This window comes from Limnohabitans sp. Bal53 (assembly GCF_003063355.1).
In the GTDB taxonomy this organism is placed as follows: domain Bacteria; phylum Pseudomonadota; class Gammaproteobacteria; order Burkholderiales; family Burkholderiaceae_C; genus Limnohabitans_A.
Genome location: NZ_NESH01000001.1, coordinates 352,488 through 378,298, shown reverse-complemented (window position 1 = coordinate 378,298; position 25,811 = coordinate 352,488). Strand labels below are relative to the sequence as shown.

The window sequence follows — 25,811 nt, the reverse complement described above, 5'->3', positions numbered from 1 at the left end:
AAGCCATGAGCCTTCCTGAACCCACTTGCGATTTTCCTGATGCACTCGAGCTTTCGGTGGAGGTGGCCATTGTGGGCGGCGGCCCGGCCGGTTTGATGGCGGCCGAGGTCTTGTCACAAGCGGGTGTGTCTGTGCACTTGTTTGACGCCATGCCTTCGGTCGGGCGCAAGTTTTTGCTGGCAGGCAAGGGCGGTTTGAACCTCACCCATGCCGAGCCATTGACCGCGTTCAACACCCGTTATGGCGCACGCGAGGCCGAGGTCAGCCAATGGCTGTCCGGGCTGGACGCGCAGGGTGTTCGCGACTGGGCTCAGGGTTTGGGTGTGAGTACTTTTGTGGGCAGCTCTGGGCGCGTGTTCCCGGCCGAGATGAAAGCCGCACCCCTGCTGCGGGCCTGGTTGCAGCGCCTGCGCCACCCCACCAGCGGCGTGCCGGTGCAGTTCCACATGCGACACCGTTGGTTGGGTTGGCAAGGTGACCAGCTGGTGTTTGGGCGTCGGGACGATGCTCCGCCCCTGCAGGTGAAAGCAGCTGCCACGGTGCTGGCGCTGGGCGGGGCCAGCTGGCCGCACCTGGGCTCGGACGGCGCTTGGCTGCCCCATTTGCAGGCCCTGGGTGTAGAGGTCGCTCCATTGAAGCCCGCCAATTGCGGCTTTGATGCGTTGGGGCGTGAGGGCCAGGGCTGGACGGCGCACTTCAGAGACAAGTTCGCCGGGCATCCACTCAAGTCAGTGGTGCTCACGGTGCCAGCATCGCAGGGTGCCGCACGCCAGGGAGTCGCCTTGCCGCCGCGTTTTGAACGCAAGGGCGAGTTTGTGCTCACTGAGACCGGGATCGAGGGCAGTCTGGTCTACGCCGCCTCGGCCTGGCTGCGCGACGATTTGGTCGAACATGGGCAGGCCAGTTTGCTGCTGGATTTGTTGCCCGACAAAACACCTGAGCAGGTCTTGCAAGATGTGGCCTGGCCGCGCGGCAGCCGCAGCCTGAGCAGTCACTTGAAGAGCCGTTTGGGCTTGGATGGCGTGAAAATGGGCTTGCTGTTTGAGCTGTGCACTCCCGAGACTTTGGCTCGGCCTGAAGCCTTGGCCGCGCACATCAAGGCCCTGCCCGTGCCCTTGAAGCGCCCCCGGCCCGTGGCCGAGGCGATCAGCACCGCTGGCGGGGTGGCGCTGCAGGCCATGGGGCCTGATTTGATGCTGGCGGCCTGCCCGGGGGTGTTTTGCGCAGGTGAGATGCTCGACTGGGAAGCCCCCACGGGCGGCTACTTGCTCACCGCCTGTCTGGCCAGTGGGCGACAGGCGGCGCAAGGTGTGCTCAAAAGTCTGGCCACCCAGGCGCACACAATTTGATACCGGTTGTGTATTCCTTTGGGGCCTGGGCTGCGTTATGTAAGGGTTCACCAACTCATCCATGACCGAGGTCCCCATGTCGCCAGAAGCCAGCCAGGAATACCAGCGTGCCGTCGAAGAGGCAGCCAACGCCTTCATGAAGGTGATGAGCCTGCGGGGTTTCCAGGTGCGGGACTACCCGCAAAACTTTGTGGCCCAGATGGCCCAAAGCACCCGTTTGGCCTTTGAGGCCAGCCGTCAAGGCGCTCACGATCGCGCCGATGCGCTGGTCTCTGACATGCTCAGCACTGCTGCTTCCTTGAGCACCGCTTCGGCCAAAGTTCCCCACAAAAAGTCCGCTTTTCCCTCGCTGCGCCGCCGCCTGGCTTAACGACTCCGGCCCGGGTCGCTAGCCCCTCAATTGAGGCTCGGGCACCGAGTTTTGTCTGTCATTTTTGGCAATGGCAGTTCAAAATGCGACAATAGCGGGTTAATGACCGACTCTTTTTCCAATTTATCGCTGGCGCCTACGCTGGCACGAGCCGTGGCCGAAATGGGCTACGAATCCATGACCCCTATCCAGGCCCAAGCCATTCCGGTGGTTTTGACGGGCCAGGACGTGATGGGCGCAGCCCAAACCGGCACAGGCAAAACGGCTGCGTTTTCGTTGCCTTTGCTGCAGCGCTTGCTCAAACACGAAAATCCATCCACCTCGCCGGCCCGTCACCCGGTGCGCGCTTTGGTGTTGCTGCCCACCCGTGAGCTGGCCGACCAGGTCGCCCAACAAATCAAGATGTACGCCAAGTACACCCAACTGCGCAGCGCGGTGGTGTTTGGCGGCATGGACATGAAGCCCCAAACGCTGGAGCTGAAAAAAGGCGTTGAGGTTTTGGTGGCCACACCAGGACGCTTGCTGGACCACATTGAAGCCAAAAATGCGGTACTCAACCAAGTGGAATATGTGGTGCTGGACGAAGCCGACCGCATGCTGGACATCGGCTTTTTGCCTGATCTGCAGCGCATCCTGAGCTACCTACCCAAGCAGCGCACCACGCTGCTGTTCTCGGCCACCTTCTCGCCCGAGATCAAGCGCCTGGCCGGCAGTTACCTGCAAAACCCCATCACCATCGAGGTGGCGCGTCCCAACGAGACCGCATCGACCGTGGAGCAGCGTTTTTACGCCGCACAAGACGACGATAAGCGTCGCGTGATCCGCAAGGTCTTGGACGACCGGGGCATCAAGCAGGCCTTCATTTTTGTGAACAGCAAGCTTGGCTGCGGCCGCTTGGCTCGCTCTTTGGAGCGCGAAGGTTTACGCACCGCCGCCTTGCACGGCGACAAGAGCCAAGACGAGCGCCTCAAAGCCCTGGAAGCCTTCAAAAAGGGCGAAGTCGATTTGCTGGTGTGTACCGATGTGGCCGCCCGTGGCCTGGACATCAAGGATGTGCCCGCCGTGTTCAACTTCGATGTGCCCTTCAACGCCGAAGACTATGTGCACCGCATTGGCCGCACTGGCCGAGCAGGGGCTTCGGGCTTGGCCGTGACCTTGGTCAGCCCCTCGGACACCCGTTTGGTGGGCGACATTGAAAAGCTGATCAAGAAAAAGCTGGAAGTCGAAACCCTGCAGCTGGATAAAGCCCCCGCTGGACCTGCACCTGAAAAGTGGGGCACTCGCGCCGAAGACCGTCCTCGTGGCCGTGCTTCTGAGGGCCGCCGCCGCGATGACTTTGACCCGCGTGACGCGCTCGAAGCGCCACGCGAGCGCCGGGGTGGCTTTCGCCCTGCGCCCATCAACCGCGACCCATTCTTTAGCAAGCCCTACGAGGCGCCGCCTGCCGACGTTTCGCCGAGCTGGGACGCAGTGCCCAAAGCACCGCGCTCGTCGATTTCGGCCAACATCAAGCCCAAGCGCAAAGTGGCGGCTTTGTTCAAAGCAGACGAGTGATTTTGGGGGCAGGGCTTGCCTGAGTGATCCTGCCGATCCTTGGGCTGACCCCGGTTTTTCACCTGCGCTTCACACGCCAGCGGCCGGGCGCTGTCAAAATGCATGAATGCGTGCACATTCCTTCCAGCCCTCCTTTCATCCAACCCTCCGTCCTTTGACCCACAGCCTGCTGCTGGCTGGGGTTGTCTTGTATGGGGCACCTGCTTCGGGCTGGGCTCAAAGCCCTGCCAACGCGACGCCAAGCACCCCTTCGGTCACCGTGCCTGCAGCTGCCCCGACCGATCTGGGCCAGGTGGAAATCCGCAGCAACCGCAACAACGACACCGAGGTGCGCCGCGAATCTTCGGCCTCCAAAATCGTCATTGGCCGCGAAGAAATCGAAAAGCAAGGCGATTCAACCTTGGGTGAGGTACTCAAGCGTTTGCCTGGCGTCACGGTGCTGGGTGCACCCGGCCGAGGTGGCGCCATTCGCATGCGGGGCCTGGGCGGCGGTTACACCCAGATCCTGCTGGACGGCGAGCGTGCACCGGCAGGCTTTTCCATCGATTCACTCACCCCCGAGCAGGTCGAAAAAATCGAGATCATGCGCGCGCCCACGGCCGAAACCGGGGCGCGTGCCATCGCGGGCACCATCAACATCGTGCTGCGCGAAGGCCAAAAAGCCAACCCCGACGACCTCAAAATCACCCGCAGCCACGAGCACGGCAAGGGCTCGAGCATGCTCAGCTGGGTGCACAACCTCAAGACGCAGCCACTTGGCGGCACTTTCACGCTCTCGGCCATGGACACCCTGCGTGCTGACGAAAGTGTGACCGAGATCGACTCCGATTTCCGTGAAAACCAAGTGCGTTTGTCGGAGTCTTCTGGCCGTCGTCAAGGCATACACGCCAATGCTCGCTTGCAGTGGAAAGGTGAGCAAGGCAAAACACTGACATTGACGCCTTTTTTGATTTATTCCGAATATGCTGCTCAAGGCCGGATTGATGCCCGGGCGCTCACATCAACAGCCATCACTGACACGGCCTTGACAGACAACGAAAGTCGATATGCTGCTGCGCGCTTGAACGGCCAGTGGGCTCAGCGCTTGTCTGCCGATGATCGGCTCGAACTTCGTTTCGGTCTGGGTCAAGCCAGGTACGACCAGCACATCACCCAGACCACACTGATCAGTAGCTCGCCAGCGCTCTTATCTAACGCTTTGGACGAGCAGCGTTTTACGAGTCGCAACACCAGCCTGAATGGCAAATGGACCCGCGTTTTGGACAACGGCCACCAGTGGGTCAGTGGTTTGGAGCACGAAGGTATACGCCGCGTAGAGGAGGCCAGCCCAGGCGCGGGCGATGAAAGCGGAAACTTGAAGGCTCGAACAGAGAGATGGGCGGCTTACACGCAAGACGAGTTCAAGATCAACACGAACTGGTCGGCTTATGCAGGGCTTCGTTATGAAAGCATCCTGACTGAAGGTCAGGTCAGTGAAGAGCTCAAAAGCAATAAAAGTCAAGTTTGGACGCCGTTGCTCCACGCCCTGTGGAAGCCTGATCCGGCCAAACGTGACCAAGTGCGCATGAGCTTGACGCGCAGTTACAAAACCCCCACCTTGTACAACATGGTGGCACCTTTGCGGTATTCGCGCGATTACCCGATTTCAGTTAACAACGTTCCCACCCAACCCGATCGTGTCGGCAACCCCGACTTGTTGCCCGAGTTGGCCACTGGCATCGACTTAGGGATTGAGCGTTATCTGGATGGCGGTGGGGTGCTCAGCGCCAATGTGTTCCGCCGAAACATTCAAGACCTGATCCGTTATCAGACCCGTTTGCAGAACGTGTCTTGGTCAAGTCAACAGCGTTGGGTGTCTACCCCGCAAAACGTGGGTGACGCCATCACTCAAGGTGTGGAGCTGGAGGCAAAGTTCCGATTGAACCAAGCTTGGGCCGAGGCGTGGCCGGTGGACATCCGAAGCAATGTGAGTTTTTTCCGATCCAAGGTCAAGGATGTGCCAGGTCCCGACAACCGCTTGGATCAGCAACCTGGCATGACTGCCAATTTGGGGGCCGATTACCGGCTTCGCGGTGTGCCGTTGACGGTCGGTGGCAATGCCAACTGGAACCCCGAATATGACACACGCCGCAGCCAGGAACAGCTCTCGTATCAAGGCGTCAAACGCGTGTTGGATGTCTATGGAATGTGGCGATTTTCCGGTGTGACCGCTTTGCGTTTGACCGTCAGCAACCTGCTGCCGCGTGATTACCAAACGTCTACCACTTTCAACACAGGGGGTCAGCAAGAGACGTCTCGCACCACCGACCGGAATTGGCGCAATGTGCAGCTGCGCCTAGAGATGAAAATCTGACGCCTCTTGTGCCAAGATGGTGGTCTAAGAACAACCCACAACGGAGACAACCATGCCCCAAAAAGACGCCGCTTGGCACGACCGCATGTACAACAACCGGGCCTTGGTGCCCGACTTTGCCGATCACTTTGCCCATTGGCAAAGTGCCTCGGCGCAGGCACGCGAACGCCTGAAGGGGCATCTGAACCTGCCCTACGGCGACGGCGTGGGCGAGACCCTGGATATTTTTCCCGCCGCGCAGCCGAACGCCCCGGTGGTGATCTTCATCCACGGCGGCTACTGGCGCAGCCTCGATAAATCAGACCACTCTTTCGTGGCTCCGGCCCTGCACGACATGGGCGCCTGCGTTGTGGTGGTCAATTACGCGCTGTGCCCGGGCTCGCCCGAGCAGCCGGTCAGCATTCCCGACATTGCCATGCAAATGGCCAAGGCCTCTGCGTGGGTAGGGCGGCACATCGCCGAGTACGGTGGTGACCGGCGCAACATCACTGCCATTGGCCATTCGGCGGGAGGCCATCTGGCGGCCATGCTGCTGGGCTGCGACTGGAAAAAATTGGGCCGCGATTTGCCCGCCGGCTTGGTGCGCAAAGCCCTGTCCATTTCTGGCCTGTTTGACCTGGAGCCACTGCGCAAGACGCCATTTCTTCAGGCTGACTTGCGCCTCACGCCCGCGCAGGTTCGCCTGTGCAGTCCGGCCAAATGGCAGCGACCGCGCCAAGGCGTGCTGTACACGGTTGCAGGGGGCGACGAAAGTCTGGAGTTCTTGCGCCACAACCGCTTGATCCACCAAGCCTGGGGCCCTAAAACCGTGCCCGTGTGCGAAAACTTGGACAGCCTCAACCACTTCAGCATCGTGACCGATCTGACGCGGCCTGGCACGCGTTTGCATGCGCTGGCTCAAGCTTTGGTGCACCAGAAGCCCTGATCAGAACAGTCCAGCGCAGGACCAGCGTCCCCTTTTGGTCAGGCAACACGCTTGCTTGCGCCGGATCAAAAAAATAGGGCAATGGTCTGGGGTTTCTTGGGGGCCTGATTGTGGCCAAACGCATGCAGGCAGAGACAATGCAGGCCCCGCGCTTTTTGGCGTTGGCTGATCTCTTTGTTGACCCTTCATGAACACCTCTGCCGCCTCCATTTCCACCCGCTCTTGGCGTGAAACAGGTCAAGCCTGGCTCGATACCCCCATTTTTCAGCGCACCATCCTCTCGCTGATTGTCATCAACGCCCTGATTTTGGGCCTGGAAACCTCGTCATCGGTCATGCAGACGGCGGGCCGCTGGATTTTGCTCATTGACCAGATCATTTTGGCGGTCTTTGTTGCAGAGCTGTCCCTGCGTTTTTTTGTGCACCGCTTGGCATTTTGGCGCGACCCTTGGAGCGTGTTTGACTTTGCTGTGGTGGCCATTGCGCTGGTTCCAGCCACGGGTCCCTTGGCCGTGCTGCGAGCGCTGCGCGTCTTGCGCGTGTTGCGCATGCTGACCATCGTGCCGTCTATGCGCCGTGTGGTGGGGGCGCTGCTCAGTGCCATCCCTGGCTTATCGTCCATCGCCTTGGTCTTGCTGTTGGTGTTTTATGTTTTTGGTGTGATTGCGACCCATTTGTTTGGTGCCCTTTTTCCCGAATGGTTCGGTCATTTGGGCCGCTCGCTTTACACCTTGTTCCAGGTGATGACCCTGGAGAGCTGGTCCATGGGCATTGCCAGACCCGTGATGGCGCAGGTCCCATGGGCTTGGGCCTTCTTCATCATTTTCATTTTGTTTGCCACTTTCACGATGCTCAACCTGTTCATCGCGATCATCGTCAATGCGATGCAGACCTTCCAAGAGGGCGAACAAAAACGGACGCTCGAGAACATGGCGCAGGCGGGACAGATGGTGGAGCCAGAGTTGCACCAAGAGGTGAAAGTCTTGCGCGAGGAGTTGCGCGAGATCAAAACCATGTTGAGCAAGCACTTGGGTGCAGCGAACGGCTTGCCACCCCAGGTCTGAGGCAGACGCGGGCCCCAGGCCCGCGTGATTTCAGTCGAGCTTGATGTTCGCCGCCTTGATGGCCTGCGTCCAGTCGGCGATGTCGCGGTCCAGCAGTTTGGTCATGTCGGCTTGGGCCACAAAGCGCACTTCAATGCCCGCTTGGTCGGCGCGTTGCTTGCTCTCGGGCAGGTCCAGGCCGCGCTTGACGGCGTCGGCCAGTTTGTCAACAGCCGCTGCAGGCGTGCCCGCTGGGGCATACAAAGCCACCCACGATTCGAGGTCAAAGTTGGGGTAGCCGGCTTCGGCCATGGTGGGCACTTGGGGCATGCCCGCATGGCGCTTTTTGCCGGTCACGGCCAGCGCCTTGAGCTTGCCCGCTTGGATGTGCTGCATCACCGAGGGAGGGGTGGTCATGAACACCTGCACCTGCCCGGCCAGCACGTCGGCAATCGCCTGGCCAGAGCCTTTGTAGGGCACATGCACCAAGCTCACGCCGGTTTGTTGTTTGAAGATTTCGGTGCCGATGTGCGAGACCGAGCCATTGCCTTGCGAGGCGTAGTTCAGCTTGCCGGGGTTTTGCTTGGCGTAGGCGATGAACTCCTTCATGTTGTTCACCGGCACCGACGGGTGCAAGGCCACCACGTTGGTGGCCACGGTGATCAGGCCCACGGGCGTCAGGTCCTTCAGCTCCCAAGGCAGCTTGCTCATGAGGATCGGGTTGGCGACGTGGTAGCCCGATTACGACACCAACAAGGTGTGGCCGTCTTTGGGCGCGCGTGCCACTTGCTGGTAGGCCAGGTTACCGCTGGCGCCGCCCTTGTTTTCCACCACGATGGACTGGCCAATCAAGCGCCCCAGTGGTTCAGCGATCAACCGGGCTGAGGTGTCGACCAGACCGCCAGGTGGCACGGGAACGACCAAGTTGATGGGTTTACTGGGGAAGGCTTGCGCCATCAGGGCCATGGGTGCGCACAGGCTGGCCACGGCCAAGAGTTTGGAAAATTGACGGCGAGTGTTCATAGGTCTCTCTCTTTTTTAGGGTTTGGAAATTAGCGCATCCCAATCTTGGCGTCGTTGAAAATGTTTTTGGCTTCGCGGGGCAGGCTGCGCCAGTACTGGTGTTGTGCTTCGACCGTGCCGCCGAGAGCTACTGCCGCTTCCCAGCCCCAGCGCGGCTTGTACAAGAACGAGCGGGCCAGTGCCACCAAGTCTGCGTCGCCACGTTGCAGCACAGCTTCGGCTTGAGCAGGCTCGGTGATCAGGCCTACGGCGATGGTGGTCAGGTCCGATGCTTCTTTGACCGTTTTGGCCAGGTGCACTTGGTACTCTGGCCCCAAGGCAATTTTTTGCAAGGGTGAGACGCCGCCCGACGAAATGTGGACAAACTGCGCCCCGGCTTGTTTGAGTTGGACCGACAAGGCGGCGGTTTCTTCAACCGTCCAGCCACCGTCCACCCAGTCGGTACCGGAGATGCGCATGCCCAGCGTGCCGCCAAAGGCTTCGCGCACCGCTTGGAATACTTCCAGCGGAAAGCGAATGCGGTTTTCAAAAGAGCCGCCATAGGCGTCGCAGCGCTGGTTTGAAATGGGCGACAAAAACTGGTGCAGCAAATAGCCGTGCGCCGCGTGCAGTTCCACCGCCTCGATGCCCAGTTCGTGGCTGCGGCGGGCGGTGTTGACAAAATCGGCCTTGATTTGTGCGATGTCGGCTAGGCTCAACTCGGTGGGCGCGGCTTCCTGGGGCAAGTGGGGCAGGGCGCTGGGCGCCACGGTTTGCCATCCGCCATTTTCAGGCGCGATCAGCATGCCGCCGTCCCAAGGCGCTGCGCTCGATGCCTTGCGGCCCGCGTGGCTGATCTGGATGCACACGGGCATGTGCGGGGCTAAGCGGCGGGCGCGGTGCAATTTGTCGGCCAGCGCCGCTTGTGTGGCGTCGTCCCACAGGCCCAAGCAGCCAGGGCTGATGCGGCCCACAGCCGACACGGCGGTGGCTTCGATGGTGAACAGGCCCGCTCCGCTGTTGAGCATGTTGGTCCAGTGCGTCAGGTGCCAGTCGGTGGCCTGGCCATGGTCGGCCGAGTACTGGCACATGGGGGCGATCACGATGCGGTTGGGCAAGGTGAGTGGGCCGGAGGGCGCGTTGAAGGTGAAGGGCGAAAAGAGCAGGCTCATGGGGCAAGAAGGAAATGATTGGGTGGGGCACGCAACGGCGTTTATCGGCGCCCATCTTATGAAAAACTGCATGGATGCTTATGCTTTGGGTGACAGTGAGCCCGGTCCCGGCTGATCTCTCATACCTCGGTCCTGTTTTTTTCCTTCGGTGGCCATGTCATTGACTTGCTCAAGGCGAATTGATTGGCTGTTGGCCATCGAAAAAGACAAATTTCATGAATAATCGCTGACACTGTTTGGTTTTTTTGCAATTTCTAGTCACTCAATTCAATTGATTCATTAAATGGCTTCTGCCAATGAAATCATTTTTTTGATGGTCAGCCTGATCATTCTGGGCATGACGGTTCACGCCGCTTCTTTGTATGAAGGCGCAAAAGAAGTACGTCCCAGCCGTGCCCTGATGGCCACCTTCTTGTTGGCCAACTTGGCGGGCATCACCGCCATGTCCTATGCCTGGTTGGCACCCTTCTTTTTGTCGATGGCCAACACATTGGCTGTGGCCGGCGTGGCCAGTTGTGCCCTGACCGTGCGATCGTGGCGTACGACCTTGTCCTTCCGCTGTGTCTGGGGCAGTGTTGTGGGCTTGCTGCTTGTTTTGGTGGTCTTCGAATACATGCGTCAAAACAGCAGTTATGTTGAACGCGTGATCTTCTTTTCAACGCTCAGCTCGGCGCTGCTGTCGTGGGTCATTTTTGAAGCCTGGCAAGCTCACCAAAAGGAAAAAGCATTTCAATTGAAGTTCATGATGGCCGTGGCATTCACCGGCTTGTCATTGCGTCTTGCCCGCTTGGTGACTGTGCTGCAGCAAACCACCCACCCCGAGTCCTTGTTTCAGGAGTCCGGATGGCCAATGGCCTTCCGACTCACTGCCCTGTCTACGGACATCCTGATGTTGAGCTCCTTGTTGGCTTACAGCACCCATCTTTTGGCCGCACGGCACCAGGCAGAAAAGAAAGACAATGATCGCGTGCGCCAAGCCAATCAGGCATTGGACGCGGCGCTGGCAGAAAAAAACCAGATGATCAAAGCGCTTGCGCTGTCTGCCAAATCCAACAACATGGGTGTTTTGCTCAGCTCTCTGGTGCATGAGTTGTCGCAGCCGCTGCAAATCATGCACTTGCGCACCGAGCTGTTGGTCAATGCCACAGCCATGGACAGCGAAGAGCGTCAGCAACTCTTACAGGGCGTCCTGCAAGACAACCAACGCGCCATGGCCATCATGGATCAACTCAGAAAATTCTTGCGCAATGGCGCCATCGAATTCTCTGACGTGTGTGTGTCAGATGTCGTCCGTGATGCACTGGCCATTGTGAAACCTGCATTGCAACGGCATCAAGTTGACCTCCAAGAGCAGACAGCCCCTGCATTGTTCACTTGGGGCGATGAAGGTCAGCTGCAAATGGTGATTCTCAATTTGTTGAAAAACGCCCGAGATGCCCTGCACAACGTTCCTGAGCCACGCACTTTGGCGCTGCAGTTGCAACACACCGAGCAGTTTGTGGAGCTGACAGTTTCGGACAATGGCCCTGGAATCGACCCCGCGCAATGGGGCCGTATTTTTGAAATGTTCCACAGCACCAAACCAGACGGCATGGGTCTGGGCTTGTGGCTCAGTCAAGCGATCATTCAGAACCACGGCGGCAGCCTCACCGTGGGTGACAGCCCCCTTGGCGGTGCCTGCTTCACTCTGCGCCTGCCCATCCATCCCGTCAGCACCTGACCCGCCCCCATCCATGCATTCCTGGCTCCGGAGTGTGTCCACGCCGGGATGACGTGAAAGCCCGTTGCGGCTAGCGGGTTTGAATGATTTTTGGAGAATCAAAACCATCCCACAGGCCCCACTCGCTGGGCAAAGGCGAGGCCAGGCTCAGCCGCTGCCCACAAACCGGGTGGTGCAAGTCCAAATTTTCTGCATGCAGCCACAGCCGCTGCAGCCCCATATGCTCGGCCACCGCCCGGTTGAGCGGCCCTTTGCCGTGGGTGGCGTCGCCGATGATGGGGTGGGCGATGTGCTTCATGTGGCGGCGCAGCTGGTGGCGACGACCCGAGAGGGGCTGCAGTTGCACCTCGGCCCAGCGCAGGCTGGGGAATTGGCCCTGCGCAATCGGCAACTCACCGCGTCGCAGCGTGGCGTAACGCGTCTGAGCGGCTTGCACTTCCTCGCGCTCTGAGCGCATGTCGTCTGGCATGCGTTTCAAAGCGTGGTCGATCAGACCCTCTGGCAAAGGCCAGCCGCGCACGATGGCCCGGTAAGTCTTGTGCAGGCCTTCACCTGTTTCAAAAGCTTGCCCCAACGTGCGGGCCACCTCGGCGCTCAGGGCAAAGACCAGCACGCCGCTGGTGCCTTTGTCTAGCCGATGCACAGGCCAGACGTGTTGCCCAATCTGGTCGCGCAGCGCTTGCAGCACAAAGCGGGTTTCACCCTTGTCGAGAGGGGTGCGATGCACCAGCCAGCCTGCGGGCTTGTGCACGATGGCGAGATAATCGTCCAAGTAAAGGATGTCGAGCATGTTGTTCTTATTGTCACCCGCTAAATCACTGGATTACGAAACCCCTGCAGCTGGCGTGCCGCATACGCTGCCGCAGTTTGTGCCGCAATCGCAGGCCCTCATTGAAGTGCTGCGCCAAAAGTCACCCCTGCAAATCGCCGAGCTGATGGACTTGTCAGACGCGCTGTCGGCCCTGAACGTGGCCCGCTACGAAGCTTGGAGTCCCAAATTCACCGCTAAAAATTCCAAGCAGGCCGTGCTGGCCTTCAATGGCGATGTGTACGAAGGCTTGGACGCCAAGACCCTGTCTGCGCAAGACCTGGACTGGGCGCAAACCCATGTGGGCATTTTGAGTGGCCTGTATGGCGTGCTGCGCCCACTCGACTGGATGCAGCCCTACCGCCTGGAAATGGGCACCACGCTGCAAACCGACAAGGGCAGCAACCTGTACAAGTTTTGGGGGCCGCAAATTGCCGACTACCTGAACACCCAACTGGCCAAAGACAAAACCCCGGTCATCGTCAACCTGGCCTCGCAAGAGTATTTCAAGTCGGTCGATCGCAAAACCCTCAAGGTCCGCGTCATCGAATGTGTGTTTGAAGACTTCAAAGGCGGCAAATACAAAATCATCAGCTTCAACGCCAAGCGGGCGCGGGGCCTGATGGCGCGGTTTGCCATCCAAAACAAAATCACCCATCCCGAAGGTCTGCTGGGTTTTGACCTGGAAGGCTACGCCTACGATCCGCAGGTGTCCGAGCCGGACCGTTTGGTGTTCCGCAGAAAGGTGCAAGCATGAACTCCCCAGAACAATCCCAACTGGGCAAGTCCAGCGCCTATGTGGACCAGTACGACGCCAGCCTGCTGTTCCCCATCCCCCGCGCCACCAAACGTGCCGAAATCGGCGTTACCGGGCAGCCCGTGTTTTTTGGGGCCGACTTGTGGACTGCGTTCGAGTTGTCCTGGCTCAACCCCAAGGGCAAGCCACAAGTGGCGCTGGCGCACATCACGGTGCCTGCTGAGAGCACGCACATCGTGGAGAGCAAGTCCTTCAAGCTGTATCTCAACAGCTTCAACAACACGCGTCTGGAGAGCGCCGACGTGGTGCGCGACATGATCCGCCGCGACATCAGCGCGGCCATCTGGCACGGTGGCGCGATGCAAGCCAGCGTGGGTGTGAAGCTGCTGCTGCAAGAACAGTTTGACGCCGAGCCCGTGCACGAGCTCGACGGCCTGAACTTGGACCGCATGGACATTGAGTGCACGCACTACCAGCCCGCGCCCGACTTGCTCACAGCCAACCACGAGGAGCAGCCAGTCAGCGAAACCCTGGTCAGCCACCTGCTCAAAAGCAATTGCCTGGTCACGGGCCAGCCCGATTGGGGCAGTGTGCAAATCACCTACAGCGGCCCGCAAATCGACCAAGCGGGATTGCTGCAATACATCGTGAGCTTCAGAAACCACAACGAGTTCCATGAGCAATGCGTCGAGCGCATCTTCATGGACATCTGGACCCGCTGCAAACCCACCAAGCTCACGGTGTACGCCCGCTACACCCGGCGCGGCGGGCTGGACATCAACCCCTGGCGCACCAGCGCACCGGGCGCATTGCCGCCCAATGTGCGCACTGCAAGGCAGTGAACGCATTTACCACGATCCCCAACATGACCCCCACCACCCGCCGCGTTCTCCAGGCCCTTTTGTACGAGGCCATTGCCATCGCTGTGGTCGGGCCTGTGTTGAGTGTGGCTTTTGACAAGTCACCCACCTCCACCTTGGGCCTGGCGGTGGTGTTGTCGAGCATTGCGCTGACATGGAATTACGTCTTCAACTGGCTCTTTGAGCGCTGGGAGTCGCGCCAATCCGTGCGTGGCCGCTCTTTTGTCAGGCGGCTGGCCCATGGGGCGGGTTTTGAGGGCGGCTTGGTGATCATTCTCTTGCCCGTCATGTCGCTTTGGCTGGACATTTCGCTCACCGCTGCCTTGGTGGCCAACTTGGGCCTGCTGGCGTTCTTTTTCTTCTATGCCATCGCGTTCACATGGTGTTTCGATCGGGTCTTTGGGTTGCCCGCTTCTGCCCAGGCGGACAATATTTCCTGACACAAGCCCGCCAATAGGCTGATTGCAAAGATGTAATGCTGCCAGCCATATCGTCACGGTCCAGCGAACAAGTGCCCAGAACAAATGAGTCAATCCAACTACTGCATGAATCGGTTTCGCTTCACCCTCAGATTTTTTTCTCTAGCGGTCGCGAGCGTGTTTTTTGCCACAGCATCGCAAGGCATGGATGTTCAGACACATCGAAGCAGTCCAGCCATCTACCTTTTGGGTGAATTGCATGACAACGAACACGGACACCAACGCCGATTGGAGCGAGTGCAGCAACTGATCGAACAAGGGCCACCACCCGTGGTGGCGATGGAGCAGTTTGACCGTGAAAACCAAGCCGCTTTAGACGCCGCCCTGTCGCAATGCCCAGACGTGGGTTGTGTTGTGGCCAAAGCTGGAACAACAGGTTGGGCGTGGCGTTTTTACAAGCCCTATGTGCAATGGGCGCTGGATAAAAAAATCAAGCTGGTTGCGGCGAATATGTCGAATGTGGATGTGCGCAAAGTCATGACGAATGGCTTCGCCGCTGTGTTGGGCCCGCAACTCGTTGACACCTACCAACTCCAGCAGATTCCTGGTCAACTTTTGAGCGCACAAAACAAAGCCATCCAAGAAGGCCACTGCAACATGTTGCCCGCCCAAGCCATTGGCCCCATGGTTCAAGGGCAGATTGCTCGCGATGTGTGGATGGCCCATGTGGTCAATGGGGTGTCGAATGCCCCCGTGGTGCTGATCGCGGGCAACGGCCATGTCAGAAAAGATGCGGGTGTGCCGCACTGGCTCACCCCCCAAAACAAGGCCAAAACCCAAGTGCATGGCTATGTTGAAAACGCTGATCAAAATGATGCCCACTGGTACGACCATGTGCATGTGGTGCCCCAGGTTGAGCGTGAAGATCCTTGCCTGGTCTTCACCCAAAATCGCTCCTCGAAACCGGCCCAAAAATAAACCACCCTAAGACCTGCCACAACATGAGCGAAGCCACTTACAAAATCCTGTTCGTCTGCATGGGCAACATCTGTCGCAGCCCCACAGCCGAAGCTGTTTTCTTCAAACGGCTGACTGAGCAAAACCTCTTGCACAAAGTCCAAGTGGACTCGGCAGGCACGCACAACTTTCACCCTGATTCGCCACCCGACGAGCGCAGCCAAAAGCATGCGCTCAAAAGAGGCTATGAGCTTGCGCACCTGAGGGCTAGGCCGGTGGTGGACAGTGACTTTGATAGCTTTGATTTGCTCTTGACCATGGATTGGGACAACCGCGCCCTCTTGGAAGAAAGATGCCCCGCGCAGCACCAACACAAGATCCGGGGCTTGGCGGAGTTTTTACAGACCACTCAGGCTGCGGTCATCCCCGACCCTTACTACGGCGGAGACCAGGGCTTTGAGAATGTGCTGGATTTGATCGAAGAAGCCAGCGAAGGCCTCGTGAAATTCGTCATGCACCAGGTGCAGCGTTAAAGGCCATCTCTTTTGGCCAACCCAAACCCAACCCCCACCGCACAGCTTTGTGTGGAACACGAGCTGCGCCATGTGCGTGCGCTCATGCAGCTGGAGCAACAGGAAGACCAGGCGCAGTTCAAGCTCAAAAACGCCAGTGCCAGCATCAAAGAGCGCCGTCGGCGTGGCCTGACTTGGTACCCCGTCACCATCACCCAAGAAGACATTGGGTTTGGGGGCAAGGTGGTGCTGGAGCTGGAGCGCCCGGCGCATCGGCAAGACCTGCATTTGTTTCAGGTGGGGGCGGCGGCGGCGCTGTTCAGCGGTGCGCCCGGTTACTCGGGGCCAGACCGGCCCGTGGTGAGTGGCGTGGTGACCCGCGTGCGGCGCAACAAGCTCCGGCTATCAACCACAAAAGAAGCGCTGCCCGACTGGGTGCTGAACGGCGGTACGTTGGGTGTTGACCTGACCTTTGACGAGGTCAGCTACCGCGAGATGAACCAGGCCCTGAGCGCGGTCATGGCCGCACACGGCAACCGCTTGGCAGAACTGCGCGACGTGCTGCTGGGCGCGAAGGCTGCCCGCTTTCGCGAGCCCCAAGCCGACGACCTGTATTACCCCAGTGCGCTCAACGACTCTCAGCTGGCCGCTGTGCGCCATGTGGTCACGGCGCAAGACGTGGCCATCATCCACGGCCCGCCCGGCACCGGCAAAACCACCACGCTGGTGCAAGCCATTTTGGAAACCATCCGGCGCGAACGGCGCGTGCTGGTGTGCGCCCCCTCCAACACCGCCGTGGACCTGCTGACCGAAAAGCTGGCCGAGCGCGGTGTGAACGTGATCCGCTTGGGCAACCCCAGCCGCGTGTCGGAGCTGCTGCTCAAGCACACGCTGGACGCCGGGGTGATGGCCCACGCCAGCTACGCCAAGATGCACGCCATGCGCCAAACGGCCGAGCAGCACCGAGAGGCCGCCAGCGAACGTGTGCGCAACTTTGGTTTTGAGGAGCGACAGCGCCGCCAATGGCTCAAAGATGAAGCCCGCACGCTGCGCCAAGCCGCAGACGATTTGGAGCGCTTCATGACCGAGGACGTGCTCGAATCGGTGCAGGTCATCACCTGCACGCTGGTGGGCGCCAGCCACCGCACCATTCGCCACCTGGACTTTGAGACCGTCTTCATCGACGAAGCCGCTCAGGCCCTGGAACCAGGTTGCTGGATTCCGATTGCCAAGGGCCAGCGCCTGGTGTTGGCGGGCGACCACCACCAGCTTCCGCCCACCGTGAAAAGCGAAAAAGCGGCCCGCGAAGGCCTGCGCGAAACCCTGTTTGAAAAGTGCATCCAGCGCCAACCGGGCACGGCCCGCATGCTGAAGGTGCAATACCGCATGCACGCGCACATCATGGGCTTCAGCTCCGAGAAGTTTTATGGCAGCCAACTGGTGCCGCACGCCAGCGTGCGCCATGCCGACTTGGCCGCGTATGACCCGCGCTTTACACCCGACCTGCCTGTGGAATTCATCGACACGGCGGGCTGCGGTTTTCAAGAATTGGCCATCCCCGAAAGCCGATCAACCGCCAACCCCGACGAAGCCCACTTGCTGCTGGCGCGACTGGCGCAGCTGCTGGCCCAACTGTCGGAACCAGGCGAACCCACCGACCCAGGCCAGCGCCCGCTGACTATTGGCGTGATTGCACCGTACCGCGCCCAAATCAACTACTTAAAAGACGCCATCGAAGACAACGCCGTGCTGAACGATTTGCTGCTGCAACGCAGGCTCAGCGTGGGCACCGTCGATTCGTTTCAGGGCCAAGAGCGCGACATCATTGCCATCACCTTGACGCGCAGCAACCCCCAAGGCGAGATCGGTTTCTTGTCTGACATCCGCCGCATGAACGTGGGCATGACCCGCGCACGGCGCAAGCTGCTGCTGGTGGGCGACTCGTCCACGCTGTGCAGGCATCCGTTTTTTGGGGAGTTGTTGGCTTATGTGAAGGGCGTGGGGGGTTACCGCACGGCGCATGAGCTAAATGTTTATGAACGGTAGCATCGTCCCAAAGGGGCTGCTTGATATTCCCATTGAAGATGTTCGCCTGAGCACTGAGCTGCTCAACTAGAAACTATCACACAAACGTTTAACCATCGGGAGGATATTGGCAATGATTATAGTTTTCGGCTGAGTACACGCAGCACACGCGGGTCGCTGATACTAAATTCGTCAATGGGTCGGCCTGTTGACGCCGTTTGGCGAGTTCCAGATAGTTCAACCAGTTGCAACTCGCTAACCCACTTATCGATTCTGGCCCGAGCACTTTGAACGCTTTGGCGCAGCAACGATTGAACGTCCTTCGTAACGAAGCTCGCAGTGCCAAGCTTTGCAATCTGACGTGCATCGTCGATCAAGCCGTTATCTGTTAATGACCGAACAGCATAGATGTCCATACCCCGTTCGAACGCAAATTTGTCTAGTCGCTTAAGTACTGATTGGTTACGCTGAGCATGCTCGGAAACCACCGCGTCAAGGGCTGTAATAAGTTGACGTGGAGACTGCCCCGTGAGTTCAATGAGTTCACGCAAAATTGTCGATATATCCGTTCCATCAACGCTAATTTGTTGTAGTTGGCTGATAGTGCCACTCGAAAAGTGTTCAAGACGTTTTTGAATGAGGCCTTCAAGATATATAGGCTCCCATGAAATAGAGCCCCTCTGAATCTTGTCAAAACGAAGTTGCTCACGAAAAGTCGAGATTAGGTGCTTTGTCACTTTGTCCCATGCAAACACTGACCACGATAGACCGTCAATCTCATGCAAGCCGATGTTAGACAAAATTGGAAAGATCAGTTGACCTGCCGCGGGAACGCTTGTAGTTGTCCAGTCCGTTTCATCAATCTTATCGATCTGCACTAGGACTCCAGAAAATCCGAATAAACGCGCCACTTCTACTGTGCGGGCAAACACATATTGCGGATCGGAGAAGCCGGAAGTTTGTTGATTTCTTAGCAAAGCCGCATATGAGTCCGGGTCACCGATATCAACCTCCGCATACTTTTTTCCCAATGTTGCAGCCAACCCTGCAATAACTGTAGATACTTGATCCCATCTTTTTTCAACCCATAACTCTGCTTTATTCTGAAGCGATACGTTTAATAGGTCATAAGTCTCTTGGGCCGTTGTCGACCGAGCATTGTCAGCTCTATTAAGGAAGAAGTTAGAGGTAAACTGCTCGATGAGTTTTTTTCCCAAGTTGTCAATCTTCGCTATACGTGCGTCTGCCTCTATTTTTGGAAGCGACGACAGCCAAGACAAAATTGTTTCAATGGTGAGGAAAGCGACTTGGGTGGCAAATAGGTCGAGCGTAAGTCCACCCCTGATATAAGGTCGGAAAATATTGAAGTTTGTAAGCGCGACGACAAGCGGTCTCGCCCCAGTTTCTTGCCAAATTGACTTGGCAATAGTCAAACGAGTGGCGCTCTTGCCACTGCCGCGGGCACCATCAAGAACGAATATGCCCCGACCAATGTGCGATGCTTGGGTCGTTCTGTCTAGATAGGGGGGCCTCACTGCGTAGCTGGCAATTTGAGGTTCGCGTTCAGCAGTATTTGACTCAAATGGATTGCTAATGAACCCTAAAAAGCTGTAGAGATCTTTCGGTCGATGTGCTGTCATGCGGAGCTTAGTGTTTATGAAGAAGTCTTGCGTCGATATTGGACGTTAAGGTCGATGAACTAACGGCGGATTTGTCAGATCCCAGTTGGTAACTGCAGGGCAGTAAATCTGATCCGATGTCTGCGCCTGCTGCAAAGCTGACGTTCGCAGAAATGTGCCGCCTTTCGGTATGGGGTCAATCTGGTCATTTTTATCAACTTTCTGTAGTTTGAGATTTGTGTTTTTTCTTGGCTGCTGGCGCAGGCAGTAAGCTAGTTATCCGCTGATACAGCTCAAACAAAAATGCCACGCGTTCGGCGTCGGAGGCGTAGGACTTTTTGCCGCCGCTGGGTTGGTAGGCGGCGTCTACGGCGGTGTCTAGTTTTTGGTGGGCCTTGAGCAGGGCCGGGGGCATGGTCAGCGGGTCGTAGAGGTCGGCCAGTGACGAGCTTGCGAATTGGGCGCGGGCGTCGAGCACGCATTGGGCGGCTTGTTCGATGGCGGTGCGGTGTTTGTCGCTGAGTGGTTCGCCAGCGAAGCCGGGCCAGGGATAGTTGTTGTAGACGATGTCTTTGGAGTATCGATATCGGCTCTCTAAGCGGCCACAAGTTGCACGAACCCAGGCGTTGTGCATGGTGCTGGACATAACGCCAAAGTGCAGCCTGGTTGTACCCGTGACGATGTGCGCAGAGTCGCTCGTCAATGTTTCTTTATCGATGTATCCCATAGGGATAAACAATCTCTTTTCTGAAGATACGCGAGGTATCAACATGTAGTCAGTCACAGGCTTGTTCTCTACATGAAACCGTGTGGGGGTATCAGCAAGTTTTCGAGTCGGCGCACTTTTACTTGCAAGACGTAAATTTTTAACTGCTTGAATACGTTTCATCGCTTCAGGCATTGCCCTGAGTTCGGATGGGGGGCAGTCGCCCAGCCAAAGGCACCAGCGTTCATAGCCATTCAAAAATTCGTCTCCGCCCAGCCAGCGGCGAAACCACTTTTCGCTTTTGGGCTCCAGTGCAATGAAAGCGTCACGTTCTTCTGTGCTGAAAAGGTAGTTCCCGCCGTCAATGGGCTTGTTGCCAATGCCAATTTCTGGCACATCACAAATGGGTGTGTTTCGTCTTGGCAGCACCACGTCGGGTGCATCCACCAAATAGGGATTGATGTTCTTTGCAGGCACGGCCAAAGGCGTGCCCTTGATGTCTTCGTATTCGAAGATCATTTTGTCCGAGTAGTCTTTCAATCCAAAGCCAACGATCACGCAATGGACGGCTGCTTTGCCTCTGGCTTCATTGCTCCAATTGAATGTGCGATGGGCAAATTGGATGCGTATGCCTTGGCTCAGCATCCAACCCCACAGCACGCCAACTTGCTCGCCTTGGGTGATGCTGTTGGTGGACACAAATGCACTGCGGCACGCAGGTGCGCAATGCATGTAGCGTGCGGCTTTGATGTACCAAGCCGACACAAAGTCGAGCAAGCCAGCGTTGTCGATGCCCTTAAACACAAGGCGTGTGTCTTCACGTTGCGCATCGTCCATGAACTTGGCACCCACAAACGGCGGATTGCCCAATACATAACTGCACCGCTCCGCAGGCAGCACTTCGTTCCAGTCCAGCCGCAGCGCGTTGGCATGGCGTATTTGCGGTGAGCTTTTGAGCGGGATGCGGGCGAAGTACAGGCCAAATTCCACGCTAACGCGCAGGTTCATTTGGTGGTCTACCAGCCACAGGGCCACTTGGGCAATTTGTGCCGGAAACTCTTCGATCTCGATGCCAAAGAATTGGTCCACGTTCACGCCGATCAGGCCATGCACGTCCACCGTCAGCTGGCCTTTGTGGGCGCTCAGTTCGTGGTCGGCCCGCAGCACCTTCAGCTCCAGCTCGCGCAGTTCGCGGTAGCTGATGACCAAGAAGTTTCCGCACCCACAGGCCGGGTCAAAAAACGTTTGCTGCCGCAGCTTTTTGTGAAACTCAAACAGCTTGTTGCGGTGGCCTTTCACACGCTCAAACTCGGCGTGCAGTTCGTCCAGAAACAGGGGCTTGATCAGCTTGAGGATGTTGGCCTCAGACGTGTAGTGCGCGCCCAGGTTGCGGCGGGCTTTTTCGTCCATGATGCTTTGGAACAGGCTGCCAAAAATCGCCGGGCTGATGGCCGACCAGTCGAGCGCACAGGCGTCCAGCAGGGCTTCGCGCATGGCGGTGCTGAAGTCGGCCATGGGCAGGGTTTCTTCAAACAGGCGGCCGTTGATGTAGGCAAACTGGCCCAGCTGTTCGTCGATGTTTTTGCTGCGCTGGCTTTCGTGCGTGTTGAGCACCTGAAACAGTTGCCCCAGGCGCGGACCCAGGTCAGAGCCGTCGGGCGCGGTGCGTTCTTCCACAAAGTCTCTGAACGATTGCGCGGGCTGAAAGATGCCCGTGTCGTCGGCAAACAAACAAAACAGCAGGCGCACCAGCAGCACCTCGAGCGCGTGGCCGCTGTAGCCGCTGGCTTTCAGGGCGTCGTGCAGGCGGCCCATGCGTTCGGCGGCCTTGATGTTGACCGGGTCTTCGGCCTGAATGTCTTGCACCTTGTAGCCCGCCAGCAGGCCAAAGAGCTTGACGTGTTTGTGCAGGTGCTTGAGCTCAAACTCTGCCGTCTCGCCAGTGGCCAGGCGCCGCACCCGAAAGCGGGCAAAGTCGCACACCACCACCAGCTGGGGCAGGTCGCGCTCGGGCAGGTTGTGCAGGTAGCCAATGGCCTGGTCCACCGCGTCGTCCAGGCTTTTGCCTCGCGACTTGTGCTCCACCAAGAGCACGCCAGGCCAAAACAGGTCCACAAAGCCTTGCGCGCCGCCGAGCTTTTTGACGTTCAGCTCAAAGGTGGCGACGCGTTTGTTGGTGATGCCAAAGATTTCAAAGAAATCGATCCAAAAGGGCTTGGCCTGGCTGTCCTCGTTGCAGGCGTCGGCCCAGGTTTTGCTGAAAAGCAATGCTCTGGATTTGATTTCGTTCCAATTAAGACCCATTTGGTACTCACAAGGTGAGCTTGGATGTTAATGGAAAGTTCTCGGTTTTTTGGCTGGGGTAGTGCTGGGGGAGTAACAAAAGGGTCTGTCGCCTGCTGCGACCCCAAAGCCATGGTCTCAGCCGCTGAAAATTCCCAAGTTGGTTTGGTCGTAACGGTTGATGTTGGGGAACAGGGTGCTGATTTCGGTGGGGCTGACCCCCATCCATTGGGCCAAGGTGGCGCCCAGTTGGTCCACGCTGCTGGTGGGGATCAGTCGCCCCTGGCCCACGTCGTTCGGGCCATTGTGGGCCAGCAAGGGCCACTGGCCCCAAAAGCGTTGACCGCGAACGGCGCCGCCCATGATCAGGTGGTGCGCCCCCCAGCCGTGGTCGCTGCCATCGCCGTTGCTGCTGAGCGTGCGTCCAAAGTCGCTGGCCGTGAAGGTGGTGACATTTTCTGACACACCCAACTCGGTCATGGCGGACTGGAAGGCGCTCAAGCCATTGGCCAGTTGGCCAAGCAGGCCTGGGTGTTGGGTGAGCAAAAAATCGTGGTTGTCAAACCCGCCGATGCTGACAAAGAAAACCTGTCGCTGTGCGCCCAGTGTGCTGCGCCCCGCAATGAGCCGGGCGACCATTTGCAATTGGCGGCCCAGGCTTTGGGTGGTGTCGAAGGTGGCAGAAAACGGCAGGGCATTGGCATTTCCCAATGCGGCTTTGACGGTGGCTTGGGCCGTGATCGAGCGCGAAGCCACGCGGTTGAGTTCGGCCTCCATCCAGTGCGTGCGCGGCGCGGTGATCAGGTTGTTCAGGGCTTTGCTGCATTGGGCAGACCCAAACAAATTCGAGACCACCCCGTTGACGGGCACCGCGCCACTGTTGCTGATTTGGTATTGGACGGCTTGGTTGCCCATCAAGAACACCGCGTTGCCACTGGCGTTGATGCAGGTGAAGGTGCTGATGGCGTTGCTGGACAAAAAGAGGTCGCCAATGGCGCCGCCCCAGCCTTTGGTGGCGCCCTCAACACCACTGCTTTGCCAAAACGATTGCTGGTCGTTGTGGCTGAACAGTTTGGGTGGCAAGCGCACAGAATTGGCTAAGTATTGCGCTTTGGTGGTGGGCTCCATGAGGGTGCCCACATTGAGCAGCCAGCCCAGTTTGCCCGCGTCAAACAAGGGCTTGAGTGGCAACAGTTCTGCCGCCATGGCCAGTTGCGTTCCATTGACGCCAGGGCCTGTCAGCGCCACCCTGGGGGTCAAGCTGGTGGCGGCCAAGCTGGCCCGTGGCGCTACCAAACCACCCAGGTCGGTGGTGCCTCCGCGCAAACTGGCCAAATAGGCATGTCCGGCCGCGTCAACGGGCAGCAAGGTGCGGCCGTTGTCGTTGCCCCCATTCAAAAATATGCATACCAGCGCTTTGTAGCCGCCACTGGCATCGGCAGCGGCGGCTTCACCGATGGCCGCAAGGTTCAAGGCCCAAGGTGCGGCCATGCCCACCAAACCCAGTTGTGCGCTGCGTTGCAAAAATGCACGGCGCTGTAATTCAGGCAGTCGATTGAGTTTCATGGGGGCTTATTTCTGGATCAGGTATTCAGGCGCAGCCATCACCAACAAGATGGCCGCTTTCACGCGGTTGAGTGGGCCGGTCGCCGTGGATGCGCTGATGGTGGCCACGGCGGCGCTCAATTCAGACAAAGTCGTGGGGTGGATGGTGTCTGCTGCCAAGAGAAAATTCAGGTGTGCCAAGAGCTTGGGTGGGTCCGTGGCGAGGCTCAGCTCGGCAGCGTAAGCGGCTTTGATATCGCCGTTGGTAGTGCTACTGCCGATGACCGATTGCATGAAGTTCAGGTAGCCCGCGATGGTGCTTTCGTTGACCAGCTGAAACTCGGGGGCTGTGATCTGGTTGGCGGCCAGTTCATGGCCCGGCGGTACATAGCCTGGGCGAAAAAAATTGAACACCGATGGGCTGCGCCAGGGGCTTTGGCCCAGGCGGTTGCCGGGGTCGCTGGTGTCTCCGATGGTCCATCGACCTGAGGTGCTGGTGACGCCGAAGGTTCGCCCCCATTGCACAAAACGCTGCACGGGCTCACGCAGGCGGCCCGAGGCGTTGCCCGTGGGGGTGGCGCGTGCTTCAGAGTCGAGCAAAACGGCGCGCAATGTGGCTTTCAAGTCGCCGCGCACGCCGCGCCCATTGTTGTTGAACACTGCTGCAACACGGCCCACGTAAGCGGGGCTGGGGTGGCTCATGGTGAAGCGCTGGATGAGTTGACGCCCAATGAAAGGCCCCACGTTGGGGTGATTGGCCAAGGTGTCTAAGGCCAGGGTCAGCGCTTGCGGGCCACTGAGTGACCCTGGGATGGCGGTGCCCAAAACGGATTTGTCGCCGAGTTGGTAGTTGGCGGCGTTGTGTTTCATGGGGCGGGTGACGTGCGCGTAATCTGTCGCATCCACGCGATCGCGTTCCCAACCGGTGAACACGCGGGCCAGTTGGCTGATGTCTTGCGGCGAGTAGCTGTCGATGCGTTGGCCGTTGCTCAGGCGCGGCGTGCCGTCTGTGTTCAGTTGCACCAAACCGATGCTGAACAGCTGCATGACCTCGCGGGCATAGTTCTCGTCGGGCACTCGCCCGGTGCGGGTGTCTTCCTTGCGGTTGCCCAGCATGTTCAGGTAACTGCCCATGCCCACGTTGAGCGTCACCTCTTGTAACAGCTGTCTGTACGTGCCAAAGGCATTTTTCTCCAGCAAATCGGCGTAATAGGCGATGCACAGGCCGCGCCACTCAATGGGCAAACCCTGCATGGACACCACAAAAATCTCTGACAAAGCCAGTGTCATGCGCTGCCGAACCGGGTCGGGACTGCTTATGAGCTTGAGCCAAATGGCGTTATCAGCCCCCGTGAAGTTGCCTCGGTTGATTTCTACGGCATAGCCATTGGAGACCATCCATTCGTAGCGCGAAACGGATTGCACTGGCAGGGCCAATTGCGAATCCAACCAATTGGCAAAGCCCGAGGTTTTGACCGCTGCAATCGTTTCGGTCGATGCAGAAAACCCCGCCTGGCCTAGGAAGCGGGCAGCCTCTGCGTCGGTCGGCGCAGGTTCAGGACTGGTTCCGCTTCCGTTTCCGCTTTCATCGGAGCCGCCCCCTCCGCACGCTGCCAAGAGCATGCCGCTCGCTGCCAAGGGGGTGCTCTTGAGGGCGTGAGCGGTCAAGCTCGAAGCGTCGGGTGACTCAACAGATGGGGCCAGGGCCTCTGATGGCGATTGGCTGCAAGTTGCTGCGCCAAGTGGGGGTGCGTTGTGCTGGGCGCAGAGTTCGGGATGATCCATAGGTGTTCGTGTGTACTCGATCACCTAATTTTAGTTATTTATTAATAA

General features: G+C 58.5%; 19 protein-coding genes and 1 pseudogene. 13 read left to right on the top strand and 7 right to left on the bottom strand.

Annotation, left to right across the window (positions count from 1 at the left end):
- Positions 1 to 5 precede the first annotated feature (5 nt).
- The 6 genes from B9Z50_RS01760 to B9Z50_RS01735 all read left to right on the top strand — a co-directional run bounded on the left by B9Z50_RS01760 (position 6) and on the right by B9Z50_RS01735 (position 7,614).
- Positions 6 to 1,349, top strand: a complete 1,344-nt coding sequence (locus B9Z50_RS01760; protein ID WP_108361970.1) for a TIGR03862 family flavoprotein — start codon at positions 6 to 8, stop codon at positions 1,347 to 1,349.
- A 61-nt stretch (positions 1,350 to 1,410) separates the two neighbouring features.
- Positions 1,411 to 1,719 carry a hypothetical protein gene (locus B9Z50_RS01755; protein ID WP_233249710.1) on the top strand — a complete coding sequence of 103 codons (309 nt, stop codon included), beginning with the start codon at positions 1,411 to 1,413 and terminating at the stop codon, positions 1,717 to 1,719.
- 102 nt (positions 1,720 to 1,821) lie between these two features.
- On the top strand, positions 1,822 to 3,273 hold the full coding sequence (locus B9Z50_RS01750) for a DEAD/DEAH box helicase (RefSeq protein ID WP_108361969.1): 1,452 nt from the start codon (positions 1,822 to 1,824) through the stop codon (positions 3,271 to 3,273).
- A gap of 154 nt (positions 3,274 to 3,427) precedes the next feature.
- The gene (locus B9Z50_RS01745; protein ID WP_233249709.1) at positions 3,428 to 5,626 is read left to right on the top strand and encodes a TonB-dependent siderophore receptor; all 2,199 of its coding nucleotides are present in this window, start codon (positions 3,428 to 3,430) and stop codon (positions 5,624 to 5,626) included.
- A gap of 52 nt (positions 5,627 to 5,678) precedes the next feature.
- Positions 5,679 to 6,551 carry an alpha/beta hydrolase gene (locus tag B9Z50_RS01740; protein ID WP_108361967.1) on the top strand — a complete coding sequence of 291 codons (873 nt, stop codon included), beginning with the start codon at positions 5,679 to 5,681 and terminating at the stop codon, positions 6,549 to 6,551.
- Positions 6,552 to 6,738: 187 nt separating this feature from the next.
- Positions 6,739 to 7,614 (top strand): ion transporter, encoded by an 876-nt coding sequence (locus B9Z50_RS01735; RefSeq protein WP_108361966.1) that lies wholly within the window; start codon positions 6,739 to 6,741, stop codon positions 7,612 to 7,614.
- A 30-nt stretch (positions 7,615 to 7,644) separates the two neighbouring features.
- On the opposite strand, the pseudogene B9Z50_RS01730 reads toward B9Z50_RS01735, so the two are convergent.
- Both B9Z50_RS01730 and B9Z50_RS01725 read right to left on the bottom strand, forming a co-directional pair.
- Positions 7,645 to 8,616, bottom strand: a pseudogene (locus tag B9Z50_RS01730) (Bug family tripartite tricarboxylate transporter substrate binding protein).
- A 29-nt stretch (positions 8,617 to 8,645) separates the two neighbouring features.
- Positions 8,646 to 9,767 (bottom strand): NADH:flavin oxidoreductase/NADH oxidase, encoded by a 1,122-nt coding sequence (locus B9Z50_RS01725; protein WP_108361965.1) that lies wholly within the window; start codon positions 9,765 to 9,767, stop codon positions 8,646 to 8,648.
- A gap of 283 nt (positions 9,768 to 10,050) precedes the next feature.
- On the opposite strand from B9Z50_RS01725, the gene B9Z50_RS01720 reads away from it, so the two are divergent.
- Entirely contained in the window at positions 10,051 to 11,487 is a 1,437-nt protein-coding gene (locus tag B9Z50_RS01720) for a sensor histidine kinase (protein ID WP_108361964.1), read from the top strand.
- 70 nt (positions 11,488 to 11,557) lie between these two features.
- On the opposite strand, the gene B9Z50_RS01715 is transcribed toward B9Z50_RS01720, so the two are convergent.
- The gene (locus B9Z50_RS01715; protein WP_108361963.1) at positions 11,558 to 12,277 is read right to left on the bottom strand and encodes a pseudouridine synthase; all 720 of its coding nucleotides are present in this window, start codon (positions 12,275 to 12,277) and stop codon (positions 11,558 to 11,560) included.
- On the opposite strand from B9Z50_RS01715, the gene yaaA reads away from it, so the two are divergent.
- The 6 genes from yaaA (at position 12,276) to B9Z50_RS01685 (ending at position 17,846) form a co-directional block, all read left to right on the top strand.
- The gene (yaaA, locus tag B9Z50_RS01710) at positions 12,276 to 13,052 is read left to right on the top strand and encodes a peroxide stress protein YaaA (RefSeq protein WP_199221648.1); all 777 of its coding nucleotides are present in this window, start codon (positions 12,276 to 12,278) and stop codon (positions 13,050 to 13,052) included. The two genes, B9Z50_RS01715 and yaaA, sit on opposite strands and share 2 nt — an antisense overlap.
- Positions 13,049 to 13,894 carry an NADPH-dependent 7-cyano-7-deazaguanine reductase QueF gene (gene queF, locus B9Z50_RS01705; protein WP_108361961.1) on the top strand — a complete coding sequence of 282 codons (846 nt, stop codon included), beginning with the start codon at positions 13,049 to 13,051 and terminating at the stop codon, positions 13,892 to 13,894. Before yaaA ends, queF begins: the two co-directional genes overlap by 4 nt.
- A gap of 23 nt (positions 13,895 to 13,917) precedes the next feature.
- Positions 13,918 to 14,352, top strand: coding sequence for a PACE efflux transporter (locus B9Z50_RS01700; RefSeq protein WP_108361960.1), 435 nt, complete (start codon positions 13,918 to 13,920; stop codon positions 14,350 to 14,352).
- Positions 14,353 to 14,535: 183 nt separating this feature from the next.
- Entirely contained in the window at positions 14,536 to 15,309 is a 774-nt protein-coding gene (locus B9Z50_RS01695; protein ID WP_158270609.1) for a ChaN family lipoprotein, read from the top strand.
- A 23-nt stretch (positions 15,310 to 15,332) separates the two neighbouring features.
- Positions 15,333 to 15,821, top strand: coding sequence for a low molecular weight protein-tyrosine-phosphatase (locus B9Z50_RS01690; RefSeq protein WP_108361958.1), 489 nt, complete (start codon positions 15,333 to 15,335; stop codon positions 15,819 to 15,821).
- A 12-nt stretch (positions 15,822 to 15,833) separates the two neighbouring features.
- Positions 15,834 to 17,846: an AAA domain-containing protein gene (locus B9Z50_RS01685; protein WP_108361957.1), complete on the top strand. Its 2,013-nt coding sequence runs from the start codon at positions 15,834 to 15,836 to the stop codon at positions 17,844 to 17,846.
- A 116-nt stretch (positions 17,847 to 17,962) separates the two neighbouring features.
- Here B9Z50_RS01685 and B9Z50_RS01680 read toward each other — a convergent pair whose 3' ends face one another.
- The 4 genes from B9Z50_RS01680 to B9Z50_RS01665 all read right to left on the bottom strand — a co-directional run bounded on the left by B9Z50_RS01680 (position 17,963) and on the right by B9Z50_RS01665 (position 25,646).
- On the bottom strand, positions 17,963 to 19,465 hold the full coding sequence (locus B9Z50_RS01680; protein ID WP_108361956.1) for a hypothetical protein: 1,503 nt from the start codon (positions 19,463 to 19,465) through the stop codon (positions 17,963 to 17,965).
- Between the two features lie 193 nt (positions 19,466 to 19,658).
- Complete coding sequence (locus B9Z50_RS01675) at positions 19,659 to 22,418, bottom strand: DNA methyltransferase (protein ID WP_233249708.1); 2,760 nt, start codon at positions 22,416 to 22,418, stop codon at positions 19,659 to 19,661.
- Positions 22,419 to 22,571: 153 nt separating this feature from the next.
- The gene (locus tag B9Z50_RS01670; protein WP_108361954.1) at positions 22,572 to 23,999 is read right to left on the bottom strand and encodes a DUF1501 domain-containing protein; all 1,428 of its coding nucleotides are present in this window, start codon (positions 23,997 to 23,999) and stop codon (positions 22,572 to 22,574) included.
- 6 nt (positions 24,000 to 24,005) lie between these two features.
- The gene (locus tag B9Z50_RS01665) at positions 24,006 to 25,646 is read right to left on the bottom strand and encodes a DUF1800 family protein (RefSeq protein ID WP_233249707.1); all 1,641 of its coding nucleotides are present in this window, start codon (positions 25,644 to 25,646) and stop codon (positions 24,006 to 24,008) included.
- Positions 25,647 to 25,811: the final 165 nt, after the last annotated feature.